This is a genomic window from Hungatella sp. SL.1.14, from assembly GCF_024460495.1.
In the GTDB taxonomy this organism is placed as follows: Bacteria; Bacillota; Clostridia; order Lachnospirales; family Lachnospiraceae; genus Hungatella; species Hungatella hathewayi.
In genome coordinates this window covers 60,077-79,291 of the sequence record NZ_JANFYJ010000002.1, presented here as the reverse complement: position 1 = coordinate 79,291, position 19,215 = coordinate 60,077, and the positions used below count along the sequence as shown (strand labels likewise).

General features: G+C 50.0%; 16 protein-coding genes. 2 read left to right on the top strand and 14 right to left on the bottom strand.

Annotated elements, in window-relative coordinates; genetic code table 11:
• Positions 1-39: 39 nt before the first annotated feature.
• The 5 genes from hisC to NE473_RS02590 all read right to left on the bottom strand — a co-directional run bounded on the left by hisC (position 40) and on the right by NE473_RS02590 (position 7,697).
• Positions 40-1,092, bottom strand: a complete 1,053-nt coding sequence (gene hisC, locus NE473_RS02610; RefSeq protein ID WP_055650330.1) for a histidinol-phosphate transaminase — start codon at positions 1,090-1,092, stop codon at positions 40-42.
• Positions 1,089-2,297, bottom strand: coding sequence for a pyridoxal phosphate-dependent aminotransferase (locus NE473_RS02605; RefSeq protein ID WP_055650331.1), 1,209 nt, complete (start codon positions 2,295-2,297; stop codon positions 1,089-1,091). The genes hisC and NE473_RS02605 overlap by 4 nt, the downstream gene beginning before the upstream one ends.
• A gap of 175 nt (positions 2,298-2,472) precedes the next feature.
• Positions 2,473-5,568, bottom strand: coding sequence for an EAL domain-containing protein (locus NE473_RS02600; RefSeq protein WP_055650332.1), 3,096 nt, complete (start codon positions 5,566-5,568; stop codon positions 2,473-2,475).
• A 249-nt stretch (positions 5,569-5,817) separates the two neighbouring features.
• Positions 5,818-6,675 carry a diaminopimelate epimerase gene (gene dapF, locus NE473_RS02595; protein WP_055650333.1) on the bottom strand — a complete coding sequence of 286 codons (858 nt, stop codon included), beginning with the start codon at positions 6,673-6,675 and terminating at the stop codon, positions 5,818-5,820.
• Positions 6,672-7,697 (bottom strand): D-alanine--D-alanine ligase family protein, encoded by a 1,026-nt coding sequence (locus NE473_RS02590; protein WP_196411654.1) that lies wholly within the window; start codon positions 7,695-7,697, stop codon positions 6,672-6,674. The genes dapF and NE473_RS02590 overlap by 4 nt, the downstream gene beginning before the upstream one ends.
• Before the next feature lie 145 nt (positions 7,698-7,842).
• Between NE473_RS02590 and NE473_RS02585 the strand changes: the two genes are divergently transcribed.
• The gene (locus NE473_RS02585) at positions 7,843-8,682 is read left to right on the top strand and encodes a helix-turn-helix domain-containing protein (RefSeq protein WP_006773135.1); all 840 of its coding nucleotides are present in this window, start codon (positions 7,843-7,845) and stop codon (positions 8,680-8,682) included.
• Positions 8,683-8,757: 75 nt separating this feature from the next.
• Here NE473_RS02585 and NE473_RS02580 read toward each other — a convergent pair whose 3' ends face one another.
• A complete protein-coding gene (locus tag NE473_RS02580; RefSeq protein WP_055650335.1) occupies positions 8,758-9,543 on the bottom strand; it encodes a choline-binding protein in 786 nt (261 codons plus the stop codon).
• Between the two features lie 275 nt (positions 9,544-9,818).
• Between NE473_RS02580 and NE473_RS02575 the strand changes: the two genes are divergently transcribed.
• Positions 9,819-10,841, top strand: a complete 1,023-nt coding sequence (locus NE473_RS02575; RefSeq protein ID WP_055650336.1) for a DUF4349 domain-containing protein — start codon at positions 9,819-9,821, stop codon at positions 10,839-10,841.
• Positions 10,842-10,883: 42 nt separating this feature from the next.
• On the opposite strand, the gene NE473_RS02570 is transcribed toward NE473_RS02575, so the two are convergent.
• The 8 genes from NE473_RS02570 to NE473_RS02535 form a co-directional block, all read right to left on the bottom strand.
• Entirely contained in the window at positions 10,884-11,897 is a 1,014-nt protein-coding gene (locus NE473_RS02570; RefSeq protein WP_022032793.1) for a nucleoid-associated protein, read from the bottom strand.
• A 99-nt stretch (positions 11,898-11,996) separates the two neighbouring features.
• Positions 11,997-13,289: an O-antigen polymerase gene (locus tag NE473_RS02565; protein ID WP_055650337.1), complete on the bottom strand. Its 1,293-nt coding sequence runs from the start codon at positions 13,287-13,289 to the stop codon at positions 11,997-11,999.
• 160 nt (positions 13,290-13,449) lie between these two features.
• Positions 13,450-15,156, bottom strand: coding sequence for a phosphoenolpyruvate--protein phosphotransferase (gene ptsP, locus NE473_RS02560; protein ID WP_055650338.1), 1,707 nt, complete (start codon positions 15,154-15,156; stop codon positions 13,450-13,452).
• 32 nt (positions 15,157-15,188) lie between these two features.
• Positions 15,189-15,452, bottom strand: coding sequence for an HPr family phosphocarrier protein (locus NE473_RS02555; RefSeq protein ID WP_002603149.1), 264 nt, complete (start codon positions 15,450-15,452; stop codon positions 15,189-15,191).
• 27 nt (positions 15,453-15,479) lie between these two features.
• Positions 15,480-16,820, bottom strand: coding sequence for a CdaR family protein (locus NE473_RS02550; protein WP_022032796.1), 1,341 nt, complete (start codon positions 16,818-16,820; stop codon positions 15,480-15,482).
• A complete protein-coding gene (cdaA, locus tag NE473_RS02545; RefSeq protein WP_006773143.1) occupies positions 16,798-17,670 on the bottom strand; it encodes a diadenylate cyclase CdaA in 873 nt (290 codons plus the stop codon). Before cdaA ends, NE473_RS02550 begins: the two co-directional genes overlap by 23 nt.
• Before the next feature lie 30 nt (positions 17,671-17,700).
• Entirely contained in the window at positions 17,701-18,648 is a 948-nt protein-coding gene (locus NE473_RS02540) for a hypothetical protein (RefSeq protein WP_006773144.1), read from the bottom strand.
• The gene (locus NE473_RS02535) at positions 18,645-19,073 is read right to left on the bottom strand and encodes a hypothetical protein (protein ID WP_006773145.1); all 429 of its coding nucleotides are present in this window, start codon (positions 19,071-19,073) and stop codon (positions 18,645-18,647) included. Before NE473_RS02535 ends, NE473_RS02540 begins: the two co-directional genes overlap by 4 nt.
• Positions 19,074-19,215 lie beyond the last annotated feature (142 nt).

Below are 19,215 nucleotides of genomic sequence, written 5' to 3'. Positions count from 1 at the left end.
TGATAAGCCAAATGCCCCGCTGCCCGCGGTAACGCAGCTCTAAAGATATTCCTCCAAAAATCGATACAGCGCCTCCATCTCCTCATCCGTACCGATGGTAATGCGCAGATAATCATCAATCCCCGGCTGGTTAAAATACCTGACAAAGATGTGATTCGCCCTGAGCGCCTCATAGATATCCTTCGCCATAGCCGTTTTGTGGGAAGCAAAGATAAAATTCGCCATGGAGTCAGGAAATGTGAAGCCAAGCTCACGAAGCCTTACCTTTGCCTGTTCTCTCGTACGGATAATCTTCTCCGTCGTCTCTTTAAAATACGCCTGGTCTTCCACAGCCTTGGCCCCCAGGATCTGGGACGGCATATTCATGGTATAGGAATTGTAAGAGTATTTCACGTCATTTAAGGCACGGATTAAGTCCGGATTTCCGATGGCAAAGCCGATTCTCATGCCGGCCATGGATCTCGACTTACTGAAAGTCTGCACCACCAGCAGATTTTCATACTTCCTTGTGAGGGGAAGCGCACTTTTTCCGCCAAAATCGATGTAGGCCTCGTCCACGATCACTACGGACTCCTGGTTATGGGAAATGATGTCCTCCACCTCGGAAAGCGGCATATAGAGCCCGGTAGGCGCATTGGGATTCGGAAAAATAATCCCGCCGTTCTCACGGTAATAGTCTTCTTTTACAATCTGAAACTCCTTATTCAGCGCCGGCTTCTCACAGGGCACGCCGAAAAGCTCCGCCCACACCGGATAGAAGGAGTAGGAGATATCCGGAAAAAGCACCGGCTTTGAAGAATTAAAAAATGTCATAAACGCCATCGCAATCACATCGTCGGAGCCTACCCCTACAAAGATCTCATCACTGTTTACATTATAATATTCCGCAAGTGCATCCACAAGAACCGAAGCTGCGGGATCCGGATATTTTCTGAACAGATCGTAATCCATCTCCTTCAGCGCCCCGCTCACGAAAGGAGACGGCGGATAGGGGTTCTCGTTGGTATTCAGCTTAATTAAATGGCTGCCCTTCGGCTGGTCTCCCGGCACATAAGGAATTACTTTTCTGATATTTGCCTTCCATGGTTTCATCGTTCACCCTCCTGCTGTGCAAGCCCGTACTCTCCGGCAACTGCCTGAAAAGCCGGCAGAGACCGCTCAATCTGCTCATAAGACACACAATAGGAAATTCTCACATAACCGGGACAGCCAAAGGAGGTTCCCGGCACAACCAGGAGACGATGCTTTTTGCACGCTTCACTGAAAGCCCTGTCGTCCGCCTCCGGCGATTTTACGAATAAATAGAAGGCGCCCTCCGGCCGGATGCACTCAAAGCCAAAACCGCGCAGTCCGTTGTACAGAAGATTCCGGTTCCTGTCATAGGCTTCCACATTTACCTTCTCATCGATACAGCGCATGATGACCCGCTGCATCAGCGAGGGAGCGTTTACACAGCCGAGGACACGGTTTGCGATGGACGCTGCGGCAATAACCGCCTTCGAATCCTCCAGTTCATCCGGAATGACCAGGTATCCAATCCGTTCCCCTGGTAGTGACAGGGACTTGCTGTAAGAGTAGCAGACAACGGTATTATGGTAAAACGGCGTCACATAAGGCACCTCCACACCGTCATAGGCCAGTTCCCGGTAGGGCTCATCTGACAGCAGCACGATGGAAGTTCCATACTCCGCCTCCTTTTCCCTCATGACAGCGCCAATCCGCTTCAGCGTCTTTGCCGAATAGACCACCCCCGTAGGGTTGTTGGGCGTATTGATGATCACCGCCTTCGTCCTGCCGGTTATTTTCTCTTTGAACTCCTCTATGTTGGGCTGGAATGAGGAGATATCCGGAGACACGGTCACCAGCACTCCATCGTAATTTCTCACATAGGCACCGTACTCCATAAAATAGGGGGCAAATACGATCACCTCATCTCCCGGGTCCAGAATCGTCTTTAAAATAACGTTCATGCCGCTGGCAGCGCCCACGGTCATCAGAATATTCTCCAGATGAAAATGCGTGCCGAATCTCCGGTTCAGCGACTGTGCCACTGTATCCCGGACATCCTCGAAGCCTGCATTGCTCATGTATCCATGAACCATGGTGGAGGCTTCTTCCGCCACAATATCCGTAATCGCCCGGTTCACTGCCTCCGGTGCCGGCACATTGGGATTGCCAAGGCTGAAATCATAGACATTCTCCGGTCCATAGATGGCCGCCAGTCGTTTTCCTTCTTCAAACATGGCCCGAATGGCAGAATTATTTTCAACAAGGGGCCTCATCTTCTCAGCTATCATATCCTCATTCCCTCACTTTTTATGTAATTGCCGGTAAGGTTTGTGAATTGCCTTACCAAGTGTTCCTAGTATACCATACCCGTAACCCAAGGTCTATAAAAAAAATGAAGAGCCGGGGCAGCCGCAGGCGTCTTTCCACACCTGGCAGCGCCCCGGCTCCCCGTCTGCCATCAGGCTAATCCGTAATTTCCTGCCCGCAGCGCATGCAGATGCCTTTTCCCCGGGCAGACGCCATTTTTAACGCCTGTCTGGCCTTTTCGTAAAGGTCATCAAAATCTGTATCTCCGCCTGCGGTCATCACGTAACCTGCGTTGATGGACGGCCGCACCCCGGCGGACTCAAGGGCCAGTTCCAGCTTCATGTCCGCCATCAGCTGTTCCAGCTTCCTGCGCATGTCACTCTCCCCGATATTCTTGCAGAGAACCAGGATTTCATATCCGCCGATCCGGCAGACGATATCTTCCTCCCGGAAAAAGCGCTTCAGCTTCTCCACGCTGTTCACCAGAATCCGTTCTCCGTTTATCTGGCCCAGTTCCTCATTCACTGCTTTGAAACCGTCAAACCGGAACAGTACCAGGGCGGACGGCTGTCCTCTGCGCCTGGCAATCCATTCCTTCATCAGAGGAACTGCCGTCTTCCCGTTATGGAGACCAGTCAGAGGATCCGTCTCCGCCAGTCTGCACCGCTCCAGCTCTCCCAGACGTTTTCTGCATTCCTTCACCTCACGGCTCAGAGCCATGATCTCGTCAAGTCCAAATTCCGCTTCCTCTCCATTGATATTTAACACATCCGCGAGAATTTTCCGGGATGCATTCAGCTTTTCCTCCCGGCGCTTCCCCTCTGTCACATCACTGACTGATCCATAAAACAGCCTGTGCTCATCTCTCTCCTTTAAGAAAAAGATCCGCAGGGAGATCCACATCAGTTCTCCGTTCAGCCTGTAACGCCGTATGGTACCGTCTGCCCCCTTTAAAGGATTTTTATACGCCGTCTCGAAAAGGTCAAACACCTTATCGCGGTCCTCCTCATGGATCTGAGCCAAAATCGATTTCCTGCGCTCCTCCAGATCGACAGGATTGCAGCCGGTCACCCGGTAATATCCCTCGTTCACTTGAAGCAGCTCGATCTTATCTCCGCAGACATCGTAAAGGGCCATCCCTCCCAGCATATTATTGAGGATCGCATCACTGGTCACATCTTTATTGACCAGATCCTCCAGCCGGAGTTCTTCCAGCTGATGCGCCAAAATCCCACGGTAATCCACATTCTCTTCATCCAGAAGCAGCGGTTCAAACTGTTCGATCGGCATCGGGCGGTAATAGTAATAGCCCTGGCCGTAGATACAGCCTACATTTCTCAGGAAATCCACATGCTCCTTTTTCTCCACTCCCTCCGCGATCACGCGGAGCTGCGTCAGCCTTGCCATGCGGACAATGGTCTCCAGGATTCCCATACCGCGGTTCTGGCTGTGCTCGTTCATATCCAGAAACTTGGTATCGATCTTAATGACATCCACATTCACATCCTTCAGCATGTTGAGTGAGGAATACCCGCTTCCAAAGTCGTCCATAAATACGGTAAATCCCGCTTTTCTCAAATCGATCACCACCTGGCGGATGAGATTATAATCTTCCGCATAGGCGCTTTCCGTGATCTCGATGGCCAGAAGCGCCGGGTCGATCCCGTACCGGCCCGTCAGTTCCACAAAGGTTTTCGTAACATTCATGGAATAAATATCGATTCTGGAGACATTGACTGCGATCGGCACCGGCTTGTGCCCTGCGGCAATCCAGTCATGGAGCCGGGCGCAAACCATATCCCACACGTATAAGTCTAAATTGGTGATAAAGCCATTCCGCTCCAGCAAAGGAATAAATTCCCCCGGCTGCACCACGCCCCTGACGGGATGCTTCCATCTGACCAGGGATTCCAGTCCGATAATCTTTCCTGTCAGCATATTGCACTGTGGCTGGGCGTAAAAGATAAACTCATGGTTGTCCAGGGCCCTCTGAACCTCCGAAAGCAGGAGCTGGTCGTCCTCCATCTTCTTTTTCATTCCGGCATCGTACCGTCCCATACGGTTTAGGTAGTTTCCTTTCACCGAGGCGAGGGCGATGGAGGCTCTGTCATACATCATACTGACCGATACGTCCCACTCCTCAATCTCATAGACGCCGAAGGCGGGAAGGAAGCCGACGCTCCCCCCATACTGCTTCACAAAATGCCTGATTCCCCGCTCCAGATTCCGGAGAACCGATTCCTCTCTCGGAATAATAATGGCAAAATCGTCGCCTCCCATATAACCGGCCATGGAATCATACTGCTTTTCCACTTCTTTTAACTGCTCTGCAATGCTGGTCAGAAACCGGTCCCCGGCCTCTTCCCCGTACCACTCGTTAAACAGTTTAAAATGTTCGATATCTATGGCGACCATGCTGAACTTACTTCCGCTCTTTTCCCTAAGGAACTGTTCCGCCCTCTCGAGAAACGGGCCATAACGGTACAGTCCCATCATGGAATCTTTTTCTTCCAGTCCGCTCTTTCCGCTGTTCGCGGCCGCAATCTCCTGCTTCTTCTGTTTGTCGATGTCCTGGATGAAAACCATAATAACCGTTTTATCCTGCTCCCCTGTATGCAGCTGTATGGCCGTCTGGGCAACCCAGCAGTATTCCCCGGATACAAGAAGTTTCCGGAACTCCCCTCTTATGGTGTGGTTGTTCCCGCTCAGCCGCTGAGCCAGCGTATCGAAATTCCAGAACTCCAGGAAACGTTCCCGGTCCTCCGGACAGATCATATGATCCGCCACCTCCATGCACATGGAATCCAGTCTGCCCTCCATGTCGGGAATTACATATTTTCCATTCTGGTGAAAGAGTATCTTATAGGTATTCTCTGCCAGGTTCAGTTCGAACAGCTCCTCATAGGCACTGGTCTCCGTCAAATCGTAAAAGAGACTCATACTCTGCCGGTCCACGACCTTAAAGAGCATCAGCCGGCACCTCCCGTGCCCCGGCCATTCAATCCGCCCCGAAGATAATTCTATCCACTGCCGGTTTACCGCATCGTACAGCAGAAGCCTGCTGCAGTCCTCGTTCCTGTCCGGGCAGCTGCTGCATGGTGCGCTTCCATTACAGATCCCCCGGTAGCAGAGATCCCCCACTCTCAGATTCGGACAAACCGCCTTTGCTGTTTCATTAAAATAGACTACTCTGAATTCTCCATCTATCACATAAATGCCGGTACCTTCTCCAGCTGCTGGCAACTGATTCATAACCCCGCCTCCCTGCCGCAGCCAGAGCTGCAGACATTCAATCACAATTATTATCTATTATAATCTATGAAGCGGCAATACGTCAACAAAACGGGATTGATGTTTCTGTTTATCCCGATGTTTCCGTTTATGGTCTGCTGTCCGGTACGGCGGTCCTTCACCGCCATCGGCAAACGCAGATAAAAAAGGAAAAGAGAAGGGATACCATCTGAAACCGGTCCCCCTTCTCCTGAAATCTGTTATAGTATTCTACAAACTGCGCAGCTGCTCTGTCATCTCATGGGAGAGTGTAAATTTCCCCACATAGCCTACGTCTCCGGTCATCAGGACGGAGCCGTCTTCCTCGATTTCCACCTCGAGAACCCCGCCCGGCATATGGACGTACATTTTGGGATCTGTAAGTCCCATCTTATAGGCCGCCCCCGCAGCAGCACAGCCGCTGGTTCCGGAAGCCAGAGTATAGCCCGCGCCTCTCTCATAAATCTCTATTTCGATGTTGGTTCTGTCCACCACCCTCAGAAGTTCCGTATTAACCTTCTCCGGGAAGCAGCCCGCTGCTTCGGAATGGCGGCCGATCCGGCAGACCAGATCCTTTGAAATATCATTCAGCCAGATTACGCAGTGAGGATTGCCGATGGAGACGCAGGTCACCCGGTACGGAATGCTGCCAAACGTCAGCGTCTCATTCAGCACCTCCCGCCTCGGCCCCGTCATCGGGATTTCGTCGCTCCAGAAACTTAGATGTCCCATGGAAACCTTGATTCTCGTCCCCTCCTCATTCAGATAATGAATCTGCTGCTCACCGCTTAACGTGTTGACCGCAAAATGGTTCTTCTGTACATAACCTGCATCCTTTAGATACTTTCCGAAAATCCGGACACCGTTGCCGCTTAGCTCCGCCTCGCTGCCATCCGGATTTAAAATCTTCACCTCCATCTTATTTTCCCCTAATATCGGGCCGACGAGGAGGCCGTCCGATCCGACGCCGAAGTTGCGGTTACAGATCAGCCGTACCGCCTCCTTTGTGAGCTTCCATTCATTTTTATTCGGATCAAAGATCAGGTAATCGTTTCCGAGTCCATGGTATTTTTCTAACGTAATCTTCATAATGCGGCTCCTTTCCCATTATTAACAATTGCTTCGCATAATTCATGATATGTAATTCCGGCCGCCTTCGCCTCCTGAGGAAGAAGGCTGAGAGGCGTCATACCCGGAAGCGTATTGGCCTCAAGACAGTAGACGGCGCCGTCTTCGTCCATCATAAAGTCAACTCTGGAATAGTATCCCAGCTCCAGGATACGGTGGACTGTCAGGGCTGTTTCCTTCATCTTTACTTCCTGCATGCCATCGATCCAGGCCGGGCAAATCTCCCTTGTCATGCCGGGCTGATACTTATTTTTATAATCGTAAAACCCACTCTCCGGTATAATCTCTATGGCAGGCAGGGCTCTGTCACCCAGTACGCCAACGGAGAATTCTCTTCCTGTAATCTTTTTCTCCACCAGCACGCGGCCGCCATGGGAAAACGCAGCTTCCAGCGCCGCAGACCACTCCTCTTCCCGTTCCACGATTGTGACTCCCACACTGGAACCGCAGTCCAGCGGCTTTACGACACAGGGCAGGAAATCCGGCCGGCTGGTTTTTCCCTTTTCTGCAAGATACCAGTCGGGAGTTGCCACTCCGGCCGTCCGCATAAAAATCTTGGAAATATTCTTATCCATCGCCAGCAGGCAGCCCTTCCAGCTGCTTCCCGTATGTGGAATTCCGTATGCCTCCAGAACCGCCTGAATCTGTCCGTCCTCCCCTGCACCGCCGTGGAGCGCGATAAACACCATATCCGTCTCCCGGCATGCTTTAAGAACGCCGGGACCAATCAGCGTCTTTTTCATCCCATGCCCTGCTCTAAGCTTTTCCAAGTCAGGAGCCTCCATACCGATTTCACTGGAAAAATGATATCCCTCTTCCCTGGTTCTGTAACGGACTTCCTCCCCCTCCCTTATTCCAGGCCAGGGATCCAGAAAAAACACTTCATGGCCCTGCTCCATCAGCGCATTGGCAATTAAGGAACCCGAGGACAGGGATACCTCCCGCTCCGGACTGTATCCGCCAGCTAAAACAATAATCTTCATTATGTGTCCCTTCTTTTGTCCTATCTTCTTTCCCTTTATTATAAACAGCATTATTTAACATTTCTATCGATATTATGCTGTTTTTATTGCATATTGTGTTTATTCCTGTATAATAGAGCTAACAGACGAAAGGAACCTTGAACTTATGACTGGTTATGAAAAAAGAGGATACTTAAACAGCGACTTCCGGCTGTTCCATTTGACCGATACAAAAAAACAGGATTTTGAATATCACTACCATGATTTTGATAAGATTATCATCTTCATACGGGGCCGTGTCACCTACCGGATCGAAGGCCAGGAGTATCAGCTGCAGCCCTATGATATCGTGCTGGTAAGCCATAATGATATACACAGACCGGACATCGATCCATCCGTTCCCTATGAACGGATCATCGTCTACCTCTCCCCCCGCTTCATCACGTCCTACCGTTCCGATACCTATGACTTAAGCGACTGCTTCCACAAAGCGAAGGAACTCCGTTCCAACGTGCTGCGGATTCACTCCCTGGAGAAAAGCGGTCTGTTCAAAACCATCACCGACTTAGAATACGCCTGCGCTCACGACGGCTATGCAAAAGAACTGTACTGCCAGGTAGTGTTTCTGGAATTTATGATCAAGCTAAACCGCGCTGCCCTGACCGGACGGGTGGAATATCTCTCTCCCGGTACCGGCGACCGCAGAATCTCAGCGGTCATGGAATACATTTCCGGCCATCTGACCGAAGATCTGTCAGTGGACCAGATCGCCGATGCCGCTTACTTAAGCCGCTACCACCTGATGCACTTATTTAAGCAGGCTACCGGCTATACTCTGGGCAGCTACATAACAGAAAAGCGCCTGCTTCTGGCGCGTGATCTGCTTCGCAGCGGAACACCCGTTACAAGTGTATGCTTTGACTGCGGCTTTAAAAACTACTCTACATTTTCCAGGGCGTATAAGAAGTACTTTGAATCCACGCCTTCCGATGCAAGGCAAAAGTAAAGCAGGCAGCCCGTTATCCAGGCTGCCTGCCGAAAGGGCCTTTTGCTTCACTTACACGTGACAGTTGCTGATTCGTCAGTCCGGGATCTTCATCGTATGCAGAATTTGATCAATCTCCTGCCATCTCGACGGGATAAACACGGTCTCGATCATCAGGACATAGGAGCCGCAGCGTCTGAAATAGACGTCGGCAACCCCGTCCTCACTCTGTACCAGAGTAATCTTTGCAAAGCCAAGATCGTTGAATGACGCACCGATGACATCGCTGTCACTTCTGTATATGTATTTAAAATAGTAAGCCAGTTCCTCGTCGGACCAGTTTTCTCCATCCAGTTCGGACATATTAATGACCGCGGTAACAATGATGCTGTTTCCATCCGGTGCAGCGGCAACCATGTCATACTGCGCATTTTCCGGCAGGGAAACAGAATTTCCCGAAACAGCCTGATAGGAATCCGGAAGCGTGATCTGATATCCAATCAGCCGGTTCACATATGTCGTTCCGTTCCAGCCGTCATTCAACCGTACCTGCGGCTGCATCCACGCGCCGGAACCGTCAAACGTATAATCGGTTCCCCCGATATTCCTGGTGGTATTGGAAGCCATGGCTCCCGTATTCTCATCGAGATAGTACCAGACTCCGGCTGCGTCCTGATACCAGCCGGTCTTCATAAAGCCATCCGGCTCTACGTAATACCAGTTTCCCTGGTCTTCGACCCACTGGGCTGCCGCATAGCTGCCGTCATCGTTGTGATACTTCCATCTTCCCTCCTGATTCTCCCACGTCCCTGCAAATGCCGATGATGCGATCGCCACGCTGAGCGCTGCGGCAAGAACCGCCGTTATCCACTTTTTCCCCATCTTGTTTCTCCCTTTCCCGCACCGGAGTCTCCCGTAAAAATCCCGTGCGATTCCTTTTTTATAAGACTATGGTACCGCCTTTTATATAGACTGTCAAGTGTTCGTTTTTTTTCTTCTATTTTGTTTTTATCTGTTTCTTTTTCATTTTTTCTTAATATTTTTCTAAAGATCTAATGTTTTCTTAATCCTTTATTACTTCCATTGCAATCCATTTTCCGCCATGGTATTCTCTAATCAGAACCAAATTCAATCCATTCTCAGGGAGGAGAATCATTATGAAAAAAATGGTTTATTTTTTAATTCCGTTCTTTGCCGCCGCAGTCGGAATCACCGCATGCGGGGCAGCCAGCAAATCTGTGATGGTTGCAGAGACAACCGGGGCCTACTCGGAAACGGCCGCTGAAACCGTATCGAACGATTCCGAAAGCTACGACTATGCATCCCAGAAGGCGGAAGGCGGCACCACGCTGAACACAGAATCCTTCAGTACCCCGAAGCTGCCGGAAGGCCGCAAGCTGATCCGCAATATCACCATGCAGGTGGAGACAGAGGAATTCGACAGGATGATATCCGGTGTCAATGCCAAACTGTCTGAGCTGGGCGGCTACACAGAACAGTCTGATATCTCAGGCACCAGCTTAAACTATCGGGGCCAACCCATTCCCCGGTACGCCAACATCACCGCGCGTATTCCCGACGATAAACTGGACCGTTTTGTGGGAGCCGTCAGTGACAGCGGAAATGTCACCAACAAATCAGAATCCACCCAGGACGTCACGCTCCAGTACAGTGACATGGAAAGCCGGAAAAAATCACTGGAAATCGAGCAGGAGCGCATCTGGCAGTTTTTGGAGAAAGCTGAGTCCATCGACACCGTCATCACACTGGAGCAGCGTCTCTCCGATATCCGGTATCAGCTGGAATCCATGGAATCCCAGCTTCGTCTCTATGACAACCAGGTAGACTACAGTACCGTCTATTTAAACATCGCAGAGGTAACAAATTATACGCCCGCCGCCCCGGAATCAGCCGGAACGAGAATGAAAAACGGGCTTGCAAAAAACTTCGAGTCCCTGATCACGGCCCTGACGAATCTCCTGATCTTCATTATCACCACCTGTCCGTTCTGGATTCCGCTGGCTGTCATCGCAGCAGTCATCCTTTCGGCAGTACGGCGTCATAACCGGAAGATTTACCGGATTTCAGAAGAAGAAAAAGTCAGATCATCCGCTCCCCGGAAGTCTGAAGAACTGCCTGACGCAGAACAGGATGACACCTCCGATAACAGCCGGGACTGATAGAACAGAAATACAGTTCCGTGATAAAAAACATCGGGAATATTACCTGCTGGTAATACTCCCGATGTTTTTTATCAGCACGGATATGCTCCCATCCGCATTTGTGATAAATTCTACAGAATTCCTGTTCTGGTATTCCTCCATTGGAATCTTGATCTCAATTCCGGTATCTGTGGTCAGATATTGCTTTTCGAACTTTCTGGTAGTGGAAGGATTCTGAGGCGTCACCTGTTTTTCTGAAAGATTGTATTTTTCCATCTTTTCCGTAAATTCTTCCTTCAGTTCCGGTTTTTCGTGGAAGATCTTTTCCGCTACGGTCGGGATATCGATGGTTCCCTGTTCCGCCAGTTCCTGGCTTAAGATGCTCTTCGCCTCCATATGGGCTTCCCACTGTTCCGACTCATCATAGTATCCCTTCTGAACCTGTTCCACCGCCCTGGTAACGATAGAGAGCTCCGTCTTCGGAGACATGCTGCCGTGGCACTGCAGAAACATCTGAGAAAAGTAATTGGTCTTCACGCCGTTAACCTCATACTTCTTCTCCATCACTCGCAGCGAATAATCATTTAAGTCGATCAGGCACGCCTCAGCCAGCTTCTGATTTTCCGCCGGAAGAATAGCATTCTGCCGGATAATGTCGTTGCAGTTTCCATTTTCCGTATAGTTTGTCATATGGGTATAGGATGACTTGTAATTCATCTTAAGCAGGGCGATGCCGCACTGCTGTCCCGCATCGTAGCGCACTACCATCAAATCCGCAGACGGAATATCGATGTTGGAATACATGATGTCAAACAGCTTCTGGGCAATCTCCTGGGACTTCTGGATAAACGTGTCCTCATCCATCTCCGAGACCATCTGGTATACCGGAGAATCGCCGTCAAACTGACAGGATTTCCCCTCGTCACTGGTCATCACCCGGTAAATATGGCTTCTCACAAAATCGGAAAAATCGGAACCATGCTCTAAAAGGCCCCCCGACATCACCGCCGTCCCCACGGTGGAATCCAGAATATGTATAATGACGTGTGTTACTCTGATATCTTCTTTTTCCATTTTTCACTCCTCTTTCTGTAAATACCGGCCCTACGAAATACGCAAGGCCCTGATGCCGGATAACAGGCGAAAGACACGGGATTCTCCCGCCTCTCAGGATTACCCGTGTCTTCCGTCATTACGCCAGGAACAAAAGCCCCAAAGCAGGCCTGTCACGATCAAATAAAACCAGGTAGCCGGATTGCTGAACCATGTGGTGAAAAAAGACAACACCAGATACATGGCAAACTGGGCATAAAACAGATATCCCACCGGATTGCGTATCCGCTTCATCATCCGGACCAGCAGAAATGCGGCCATACCCAGAATACAGGAGAACAGAACGACACCGACGATTCCGAAATCATAGAAGGAATCGTAAAACAGCGTGACCGTCGTCAGTTCTTCCTTCGTCACATAGATGGGAAAATCCACCAGGGATGGCACCAGGAACTTAAGCCCGGTCAGCGCCCATAAGGGAAACAGCATCCGAAGGCCGAAGGTGTGGGATGGAAGCCATTCCACCATGCAGTTAAAGTTATCATAGTTGTTGGCGATATACATGTACGGCTGCGTGATAAAGATCGGCATCTCGCTGTTTTTCATCTGGAATATCCCATTCAGATACGAGACGTCATGGCCTCTCGCAAAGGTCAGCAGCACATAGATCGGTATCATTCCCAGCACCAGACCTATGGCATAGGAAATCTTCAGCCGGTTGTCCATGGCAATATACGTGAGCACGGCCAGTCCCACAGCCAGAATCAGCTGGAACCTGGAGACGCAGAGAACCGGAATCGCACAGGCAAGGATGTCCATAAGGATTACCAGCACCATACGCACACCGTTCCGTCCCTGCTCAATGCAGAAATAGAGCACGGACAAGGCCGGTACCAGAACGCATGAGACCGTAAAATAGTGGACTCCCGTGATATGGAAGGTCGAATAGGCATGCGGTACGCCCCGCACGAAAAACGGAACGAATCCCAGGATCAGAGCCTCTGCCAGAAACGCGCCCAGAGACACCGCGGTAACGATGACCATAGACCAGAACAGCGGCCTCTCATATCCCTGGAAATTAAACCATCTGGAGCGCTGGCCTCCCGACTCGCCCTGTGCCCGCATCAAAAACTCATACGTCACCCAGAAGCCCAAAAGCGCCGCCAGGAAACAGAGCCAGGTGACAATATTCCAGTCCGACGAAAGCTCAGACAGCTTCAGACACGCAATCCCCTGGCCGCCAACCCAGAACAGGGAAAAAAGGCCGCGAAGATGAATGATATTCTCCGTCCTCCTGTAATCATACCAGTACAGCCAGAGCGCAGCCAGGATTAAAACAAGGCCCGAAAGCCAGTAATACCCCGCCCTCGCAAACAGATAACTGGCTGCGTAACAAATCAGATAAACACCCATAATTAATTACTCTCCTTCATCACAGGAAGGCAGCCGCCAATGCGACAGCTGCCTTCCTTTCAGGATTTTATAATTCGTAAATTCAGCTTTGACTTTGCAGTGCACCTCGACTCCGCTCCGCTTCGTGTCGGTCGCGGGCATTCGCTCGTTTTCGCACTGCTCACTGCTGTTCGCGCATGTATGCCTCGACTTCGCCCGCTGTCACGAATGACATGGCTTTATCAGCGATAGCCTGCAGTTCTGCGATGCTGTAGCCCGTGATCAGCTTTCTGGCGTTTAAGACTGCGGAAGCGCTCATACTGAACTCATTTAAGCCAAATGCCAGCAGCAGCGGAATCATCAGCGGATCGCTGGCTGCTTCCCCGCACATTCCGACCATGATCCCCTCTTTCCGTCCGCACTGAATGATATGGCGGATGCTGCGGAGTACGGCAGGATTCAGCGGCGAATACAGATAAGATACCTTATCATTTCCTCTGTCCACCGACATGGTATACTGTGTTAAGTCATTCGTTCCGATGCTGAAGAAATCTACTTCCTTTGCAAACGCATCCGCCATTAAGGAGGCTGCGGCTGTCTCCACCATAATACCCACCTGGATATCTTTCTTATAGGCAATTCCCCTGGAATCCAGCTCTGCCTTGATTTCTTCAATCATTGCCTTTGCTTCCCGGAATTCCTCCAGACAGGTTACCATCGGAACCATAATCTTAATATTGCCGAACGCACTCGCGCGCAGAAGTGCACGAAGCTGCGGTCTGTATACATCTTCCCTGCGGTCCAGGCAGAAACGGATGGCCCGGTATCCCAGGAATGGATTCTCATCTTTCTTTAATCCCATATAAGGAATCTCTTTGTCACCGCCGATATCCAGTGTACGGATGATCACCGGCTTGCCGTTCATGGCAATGGCTACCTTCTGGTACGCCTCGAACTGCTCGTCCTCCGTCGGCATGGAATTCCGGTCCATAAACAGAAATTCTGTACGGAACAGGCCGATTCCTTCTGCATCATACTGAAGAACCTTATCCACATCCTCCGGTTTTCCGATATTGGCCACCAGTTCGATGGTAACGCCATCCTTTGTTACGGTTGGCTTGCCAATGTACTGATCCAGTTCCTTCTTTTCTTTTAAATAAGTGGTTCTCTTTGCCTCATATTCCGCAGTGACAGCTTCCTCCGGATTCACAAATACAACGCCTTCCGAGCCGTCCAGAACCACGGTATCTCCATCTTTCACACTGTTTAAAAAGCCCTCCACCGCAACCACTGCCGGAATCTCCAGGGCTCTTGCCAGAATCGCGCTGTGAGAGGTCTTTCCGCCTAACTCTGTTACAATCCCACAGACATTTGCCGGATTGATGCCGGCCGTCATGGATGGGGTCAAATCCTTCGCAACGATGACGCTGCCTGCCGGCAGTGAGGCGATATCCACGGAACTGACACCGAGTAAGATTTTCTGCATACGCGTCTTAATATCACGCATGTCGGTTGCTCTCTGCTGCATCAGCTCGTCTCCCATGGAGGCAAACATATCGGCATACATGTTGCAGACATTCTCGATGGCGTATTCACTGCATGCATTCTCCCCTGCAATCGTGTTCTCAATCTCACCTGTCAGCATTGGATCCGAAAGAAGCATTAAGTGGCCGTTTAAAATCTCCGCCTCCTTCTCCCCCACTCTCGTGGCCAGATCCTTCGCCAGAGCCTCCGTCTCCTCCATCGCCTGTTTTAAGGCTGCCTGGAAGCGTTCCTTCTCGGCTGCTGCGTCTGAGATCGTCTCCTTCTTAATTACCAGTTCTGTCTCTTCCACGATAGCGGCTTTCCCAATGCCGATACCTGCAGATGCGCTTGTTCCTTTCATCATAACAAGACCTCCTTATTAATTATAAAATAGATTTATTCGCCCAGTCCGTCTTCGACAGCCTGAACCATGGCAGCCAGAGCCTCCTTTTCGTCCACTCCCTCACAGACGAATTCAATCTCATCGCCGCTTTTTACGCAGGCGCCCAATACGCTGAGCACGCTCTTTGCATTGGCGGTGGTATTCTTAAAACGAAAATTCACCGAAGACTTGAAGTTCATAGCTTCCTTACAAAGAATCCCTGCCGGTCTTAAATGAAGGCCGGTAGGATTCTTTATGACAACTTTAGCACTGACCATATTATTTCCCTCCACACATCGTCATTCTTATTCTGCTGCTTTTTTTGAAGTGCCGGCGGTTGCCGGTTCATCTGTCCCCTGGTCAGCAGTCGTCTGTCCGGGACCTTCACTCTCATCCTCACCATCAGCAACAACCATCACATCAAAGTCAGAATAATTCACCACTTCAAATCCTTCTCCCACCTCGAAAGCAAGCTTTCCCGGATGGGTTCCAGGCTCAAGGCCAGTCATATCGAGCACGGCATTCAAATCACTGACATCCAGTGTATCCAGATCCTCCTTCAGCCCCCTGATATTTACATCCACGCTGTCTCTGCTGAAGGTATACTCATAATCGGGGTCGGTACCGCGGCTGGCCAGCTCGGCCAGATTCAGAGTATAGGACTTTGTAGTCAGCGGTTCTACCTTCAGGGTAACTGTTACCTCACTCTGAGCGTTCGGAACAATCGCCGTACTCGGCGGCAGATAATTGTTCAGATCGAGATGGATCACCTTATCTGCAGTCGCACCTTCAATGGTAAGCTTATCATCCGCGACGGAAAGCGCATTGACTGACGCCAGCACGGACTTCGTCGCTACTACAGGAACAGATTTTAAATCACTGTCCACTCCTGTGAACCGGTATCCCGGGGCGACTGTCCCTTTCACTTCAAAATTCAGGGTCAGTTCCTTTGCTTTCAGGATTGCCATATTATAATGAATGGTGTTCGGAGTAATTGTCAGCTTATCTCCGAGATCCGTCAATTCTTTATCGTTGGCATCGTAACATTTGGGTACTACATCGCCCTCCAGATCTGCGTTGGCGCCTTCCCGGCTGATTTCCACACCGATGGAAGCAATCTGGCCAATCACGGATTCCGGACCGCGGGCTACCACGTAATCGGAGGACAGGGTGGTAATTCCCGACGCATAACCGTCTTCCACTTCTCCGACGTAATTCACCTTTAAGTCGAATTTCTTGTTCTGCATGGCTTCTGTCTTTACATGGAGAACCATCGGCTTGGCCGTCACTTCCCCGTCTCTGATCAGGGATTCCTTGTTTTTATTCACCTCTATGGTAATCGGCACTGCGCCAGTCACATCGTTATAGTCCTTTAAATCAATATACGCGCTGAAATCGGAGGCCCGGAACAGGGAACTGTTTCTCGTATTTACCTGGTAATTCACCGTAACGCTGTCCTTTTCGACAATCTCATACGTCAGATTGGCATTATCCAGGATTTCCTCATTGCGAACGTCCACCGGAATCGTAAACGGCTGTCCGGAGACAACTGGATTAGAGATATTGACAATCGCCATCCAGATAACAAAGGCAAGAACGAGAGAAACGACTTTAAGGCCGAGATTATTTAGCAATTTTTCCTTCATTTTTCCGCCTTCCCTTCAATATCTTAAATCTGCTTCCTTCTCCTTCCACATGTTTGAGATCCATGAGCAGTTCCCGCAGCGCATCAGCGTCAACCGCGCGCTTTAAGCCGCCTTCCGAAGCGACAGACACGCGTCCTGTCTCCTCCGACACCACGATGGTCAGACTGTCAGTCACCTCGCTGACGCCGACCGCAGCACGATGCCTCGTTCCCAGCTCCTTGCTGATGGACATGTTGTCGGACAGCGGTAAGTAGCAGGTAGCCGCCGCCACCCTGTTTCCGTGTATCACCACCGCGCCGTCGTGAAGCGGTGTATTGTGTTCGAATATATTAATCAGGAGCTGGCTGGATACCAGACCATTAATCTCAATACCGGTTCGCTCGATCTCCTTTAAGGAGTCGCCCCGCTCAATCACCATGAGCGCTCCCGTCTTCACCTTGGCCATCTCAAACGTGGCTTTCACCAGCTCGTTGATGGTCCTGTCAGTAAAACCGGAATTATCCTTCCCGTCATCAAAGGTAAGAATTCCTGTGAGCGGGTTTCTGCTTCCCAGCTGTTCCAGCGCCTTTCGAAGCTCCGGCTGGAAAATCACGATCGCCATCGTCACCGCAGGCGTCGCAATCGTATTCAAAATCCACTTGATATTATCAAGACGGAAAATATAGGTCAGCACATAGAAACATAATATTAACAGAATTCCCTTTAGGAGAGTCCAGGCTCTCGTATTCATAATCCAGACAAGCAGCTCATACAGAAGTACTGCTATGATAATAATCTCAATGAGATTCGTCTTGGTTATCCTTGGTAAGAATGAAACCCAGGAATATAATCCATCTATAATATCTGCCACGAAAGTCCACCTCCCTTTTTCCAGTTTCGCCTAACGCTGTGGTCTCTGGAGTTTTCTGGCATTTATTTTCTGAACCTTTACGTCGGGCGTGCTCACCGTCAGCTTCGGCACTGCCTTCACGTAATAATAATAATCGTCATCCTCGAACTGGACGTATTCCGTCCGCGAGTAGTCCACTGCAAAGACGAAAAACGTGTAAATCCCGGACAGAATCAAAGAGACTGCCACTCCTATAATGAGCTCGCTTACCGGAACTGATACATCAAACGTGATATCACCGATAAAAATCACCACCAGCTGGGCGATGGTTCCCGCCACGATAGCGATGATCCAGGAGTAATCGAAGGACATATTCTTAAGAATAAACACGACTACAATCGCAGCCGCAAACGCCGCAATCAGCACTAACATCAGTTGATTGCCGAAGAGACTCTTCACAATCTGAGAAAACCGCTGCATCATATCAGCTGAGAACTCATTGGTCAGAACTCCTGCATTCTGTTTCACATACAGCAGCGTATAGTAGATAAAAACACCGCAGCCCACCGGGATCACGGAAACGATACCGCCTGACAGGCCGACAATCAGAGGAATCGCATATGGAATCTTCAGTACGAAAAAGATCGGCGTGAGGATCAGCAGACAGCTGTCACCGGGATGGAAGCCGTAATACAGAAGTGCAACCACCAGAACAAACACCGCCATAACCAGCGTAACCTCAAAGGATACCGCCCATAAGTGGGCCAGCATAAACACTGCAGCCAGAAAGCTTACCGCACTGTAGGGCAGAAACGAACACACCAGAGCCAATACCAGAGGAACCAGCGGATTCGTGAGTTTTGCCATGAAACCAATATTCCGGTTCATCAGCCAGAACGCAAGGTAACTGTACACAAACTTGATTACCGGCGTGATATAGATGTCAAATTTTGTATAAAATTCCTTTAATCGTTCCTTGAATACGAGAAGACTCATCATTGGGTCCGTCCTCCTTTAGTCCGTGCTCCGGGTCTGGAATTGCCTTCATACCGTTTGTCCAGCCTTTTCAGCTTTGCCATATAGACCTTCATCCCGCGGCTCGCATAGTCGTACCGCTTCGCATATACACACAGGCTTATGATGAGATATACCACAAGTCCGGCCAGATAGATCACGCCCGCCTTCATGCCCACTTCAATCAGAGTGTCAATCCGCAGGACATTCATCCACTTCTCAATATCACAGAGCACCCACATGACAAGGCCTAAAAGGAAGCTCAGGGTATAACTGAAAAAGGAACGCAGCAGTTTGCTGCTGATATAATCACTCTTAAAATACCGGTTTACAGGAAATATCCTGTTCCCCTCATTTTTTTCGAACATGGCGAGGTTCGTCATGATTTTGATTTTTTCTTCACTCAGCATAGGCTCTCCTCAATACACCGTAACATATCATCTTATTATAGCATAGAACTTTTTACTTGGCGAGCCCCATCTGGAGATTTTTATAATTTTGTAAAGTTCAAAACCGGGAAAATCCCTGTAAAATACAGGAAAATTCCCGGCT

Bases quoted from the DNA above. Each gene is read 5' to 3' on its own strand.
- ptsP (WP_055650338.1), bottom strand. From the start codon at position 15,156: ATGATGAAAGGAACAAGCGCATCTGCAGGTATCGGCATTGGGAAAGCC.
- NE473_RS02575 (WP_055650336.1), top strand. From the start codon at position 9,819: ATGAAAAAAATGGTTTATTTTTTAATTCCGTTCTTTGCCGCCGCAGTC.
- NE473_RS02590 (WP_196411654.1), bottom strand. From the start codon at position 7,697: ATGAAGATTATTGTTTTAGCTGGCGGATACAGTCCGGAGCGGGAGGTA.
- dapF (WP_055650333.1), bottom strand. From the start codon at position 6,675: ATGAAGATTACGTTAGAAAAATACCATGGACTCGGAAACGATTACCTG.
- NE473_RS02555 (WP_002603149.1), bottom strand. From the start codon at position 15,452: ATGGTCAGTGCTAAAGTTGTCATAAAGAATCCTACCGGCCTTCATTTA.
- NE473_RS02565 (WP_055650337.1), bottom strand. From the start codon at position 13,289: ATGGGTGTTTATCTGATTTGTTACGCAGCCAGTTATCTGTTTGCGAGG.
- NE473_RS02540 (WP_006773144.1), bottom strand. From the start codon at position 18,648: ATGATGAGTCTTCTCGTATTCAAGGAACGATTAAAGGAATTTTATACA.
- NE473_RS02585 (WP_006773135.1), top strand. From the start codon at position 7,843: ATGACTGGTTATGAAAAAAGAGGATACTTAAACAGCGACTTCCGGCTG.
- NE473_RS02570 (WP_022032793.1), bottom strand. From the start codon at position 11,897: ATGGAAAAAGAAGATATCAGAGTAACACACGTCATTATACATATTCTG.
- NE473_RS02535 (WP_006773145.1), bottom strand. From the start codon at position 19,073: ATGCTGAGTGAAGAAAAAATCAAAATCATGACGAACCTCGCCATGTTC.
- hisC (WP_055650330.1), bottom strand. From the start codon at position 1,092: ATGAAACCATGGAAGGCAAATATCAGAAAAGTAATTCCTTATGTGCCG.
- NE473_RS02605 (WP_055650331.1), bottom strand. From the start codon at position 2,297: ATGATAGCTGAGAAGATGAGGCCCCTTGTTGAAAATAATTCTGCCATT.
- NE473_RS02580 (WP_055650335.1), bottom strand. From the start codon at position 9,543: ATGGGGAAAAAGTGGATAACGGCGGTTCTTGCCGCAGCGCTCAGCGTG.
- NE473_RS02600 (WP_055650332.1), bottom strand. From the start codon at position 5,568: ATGAATCAGTTGCCAGCAGCTGGAGAAGGTACCGGCATTTATGTGATA.
- NE473_RS02550 (WP_022032796.1), bottom strand. From the start codon at position 16,820: ATGAAGGAAAAATTGCTAAATAATCTCGGCCTTAAAGTCGTTTCTCTC.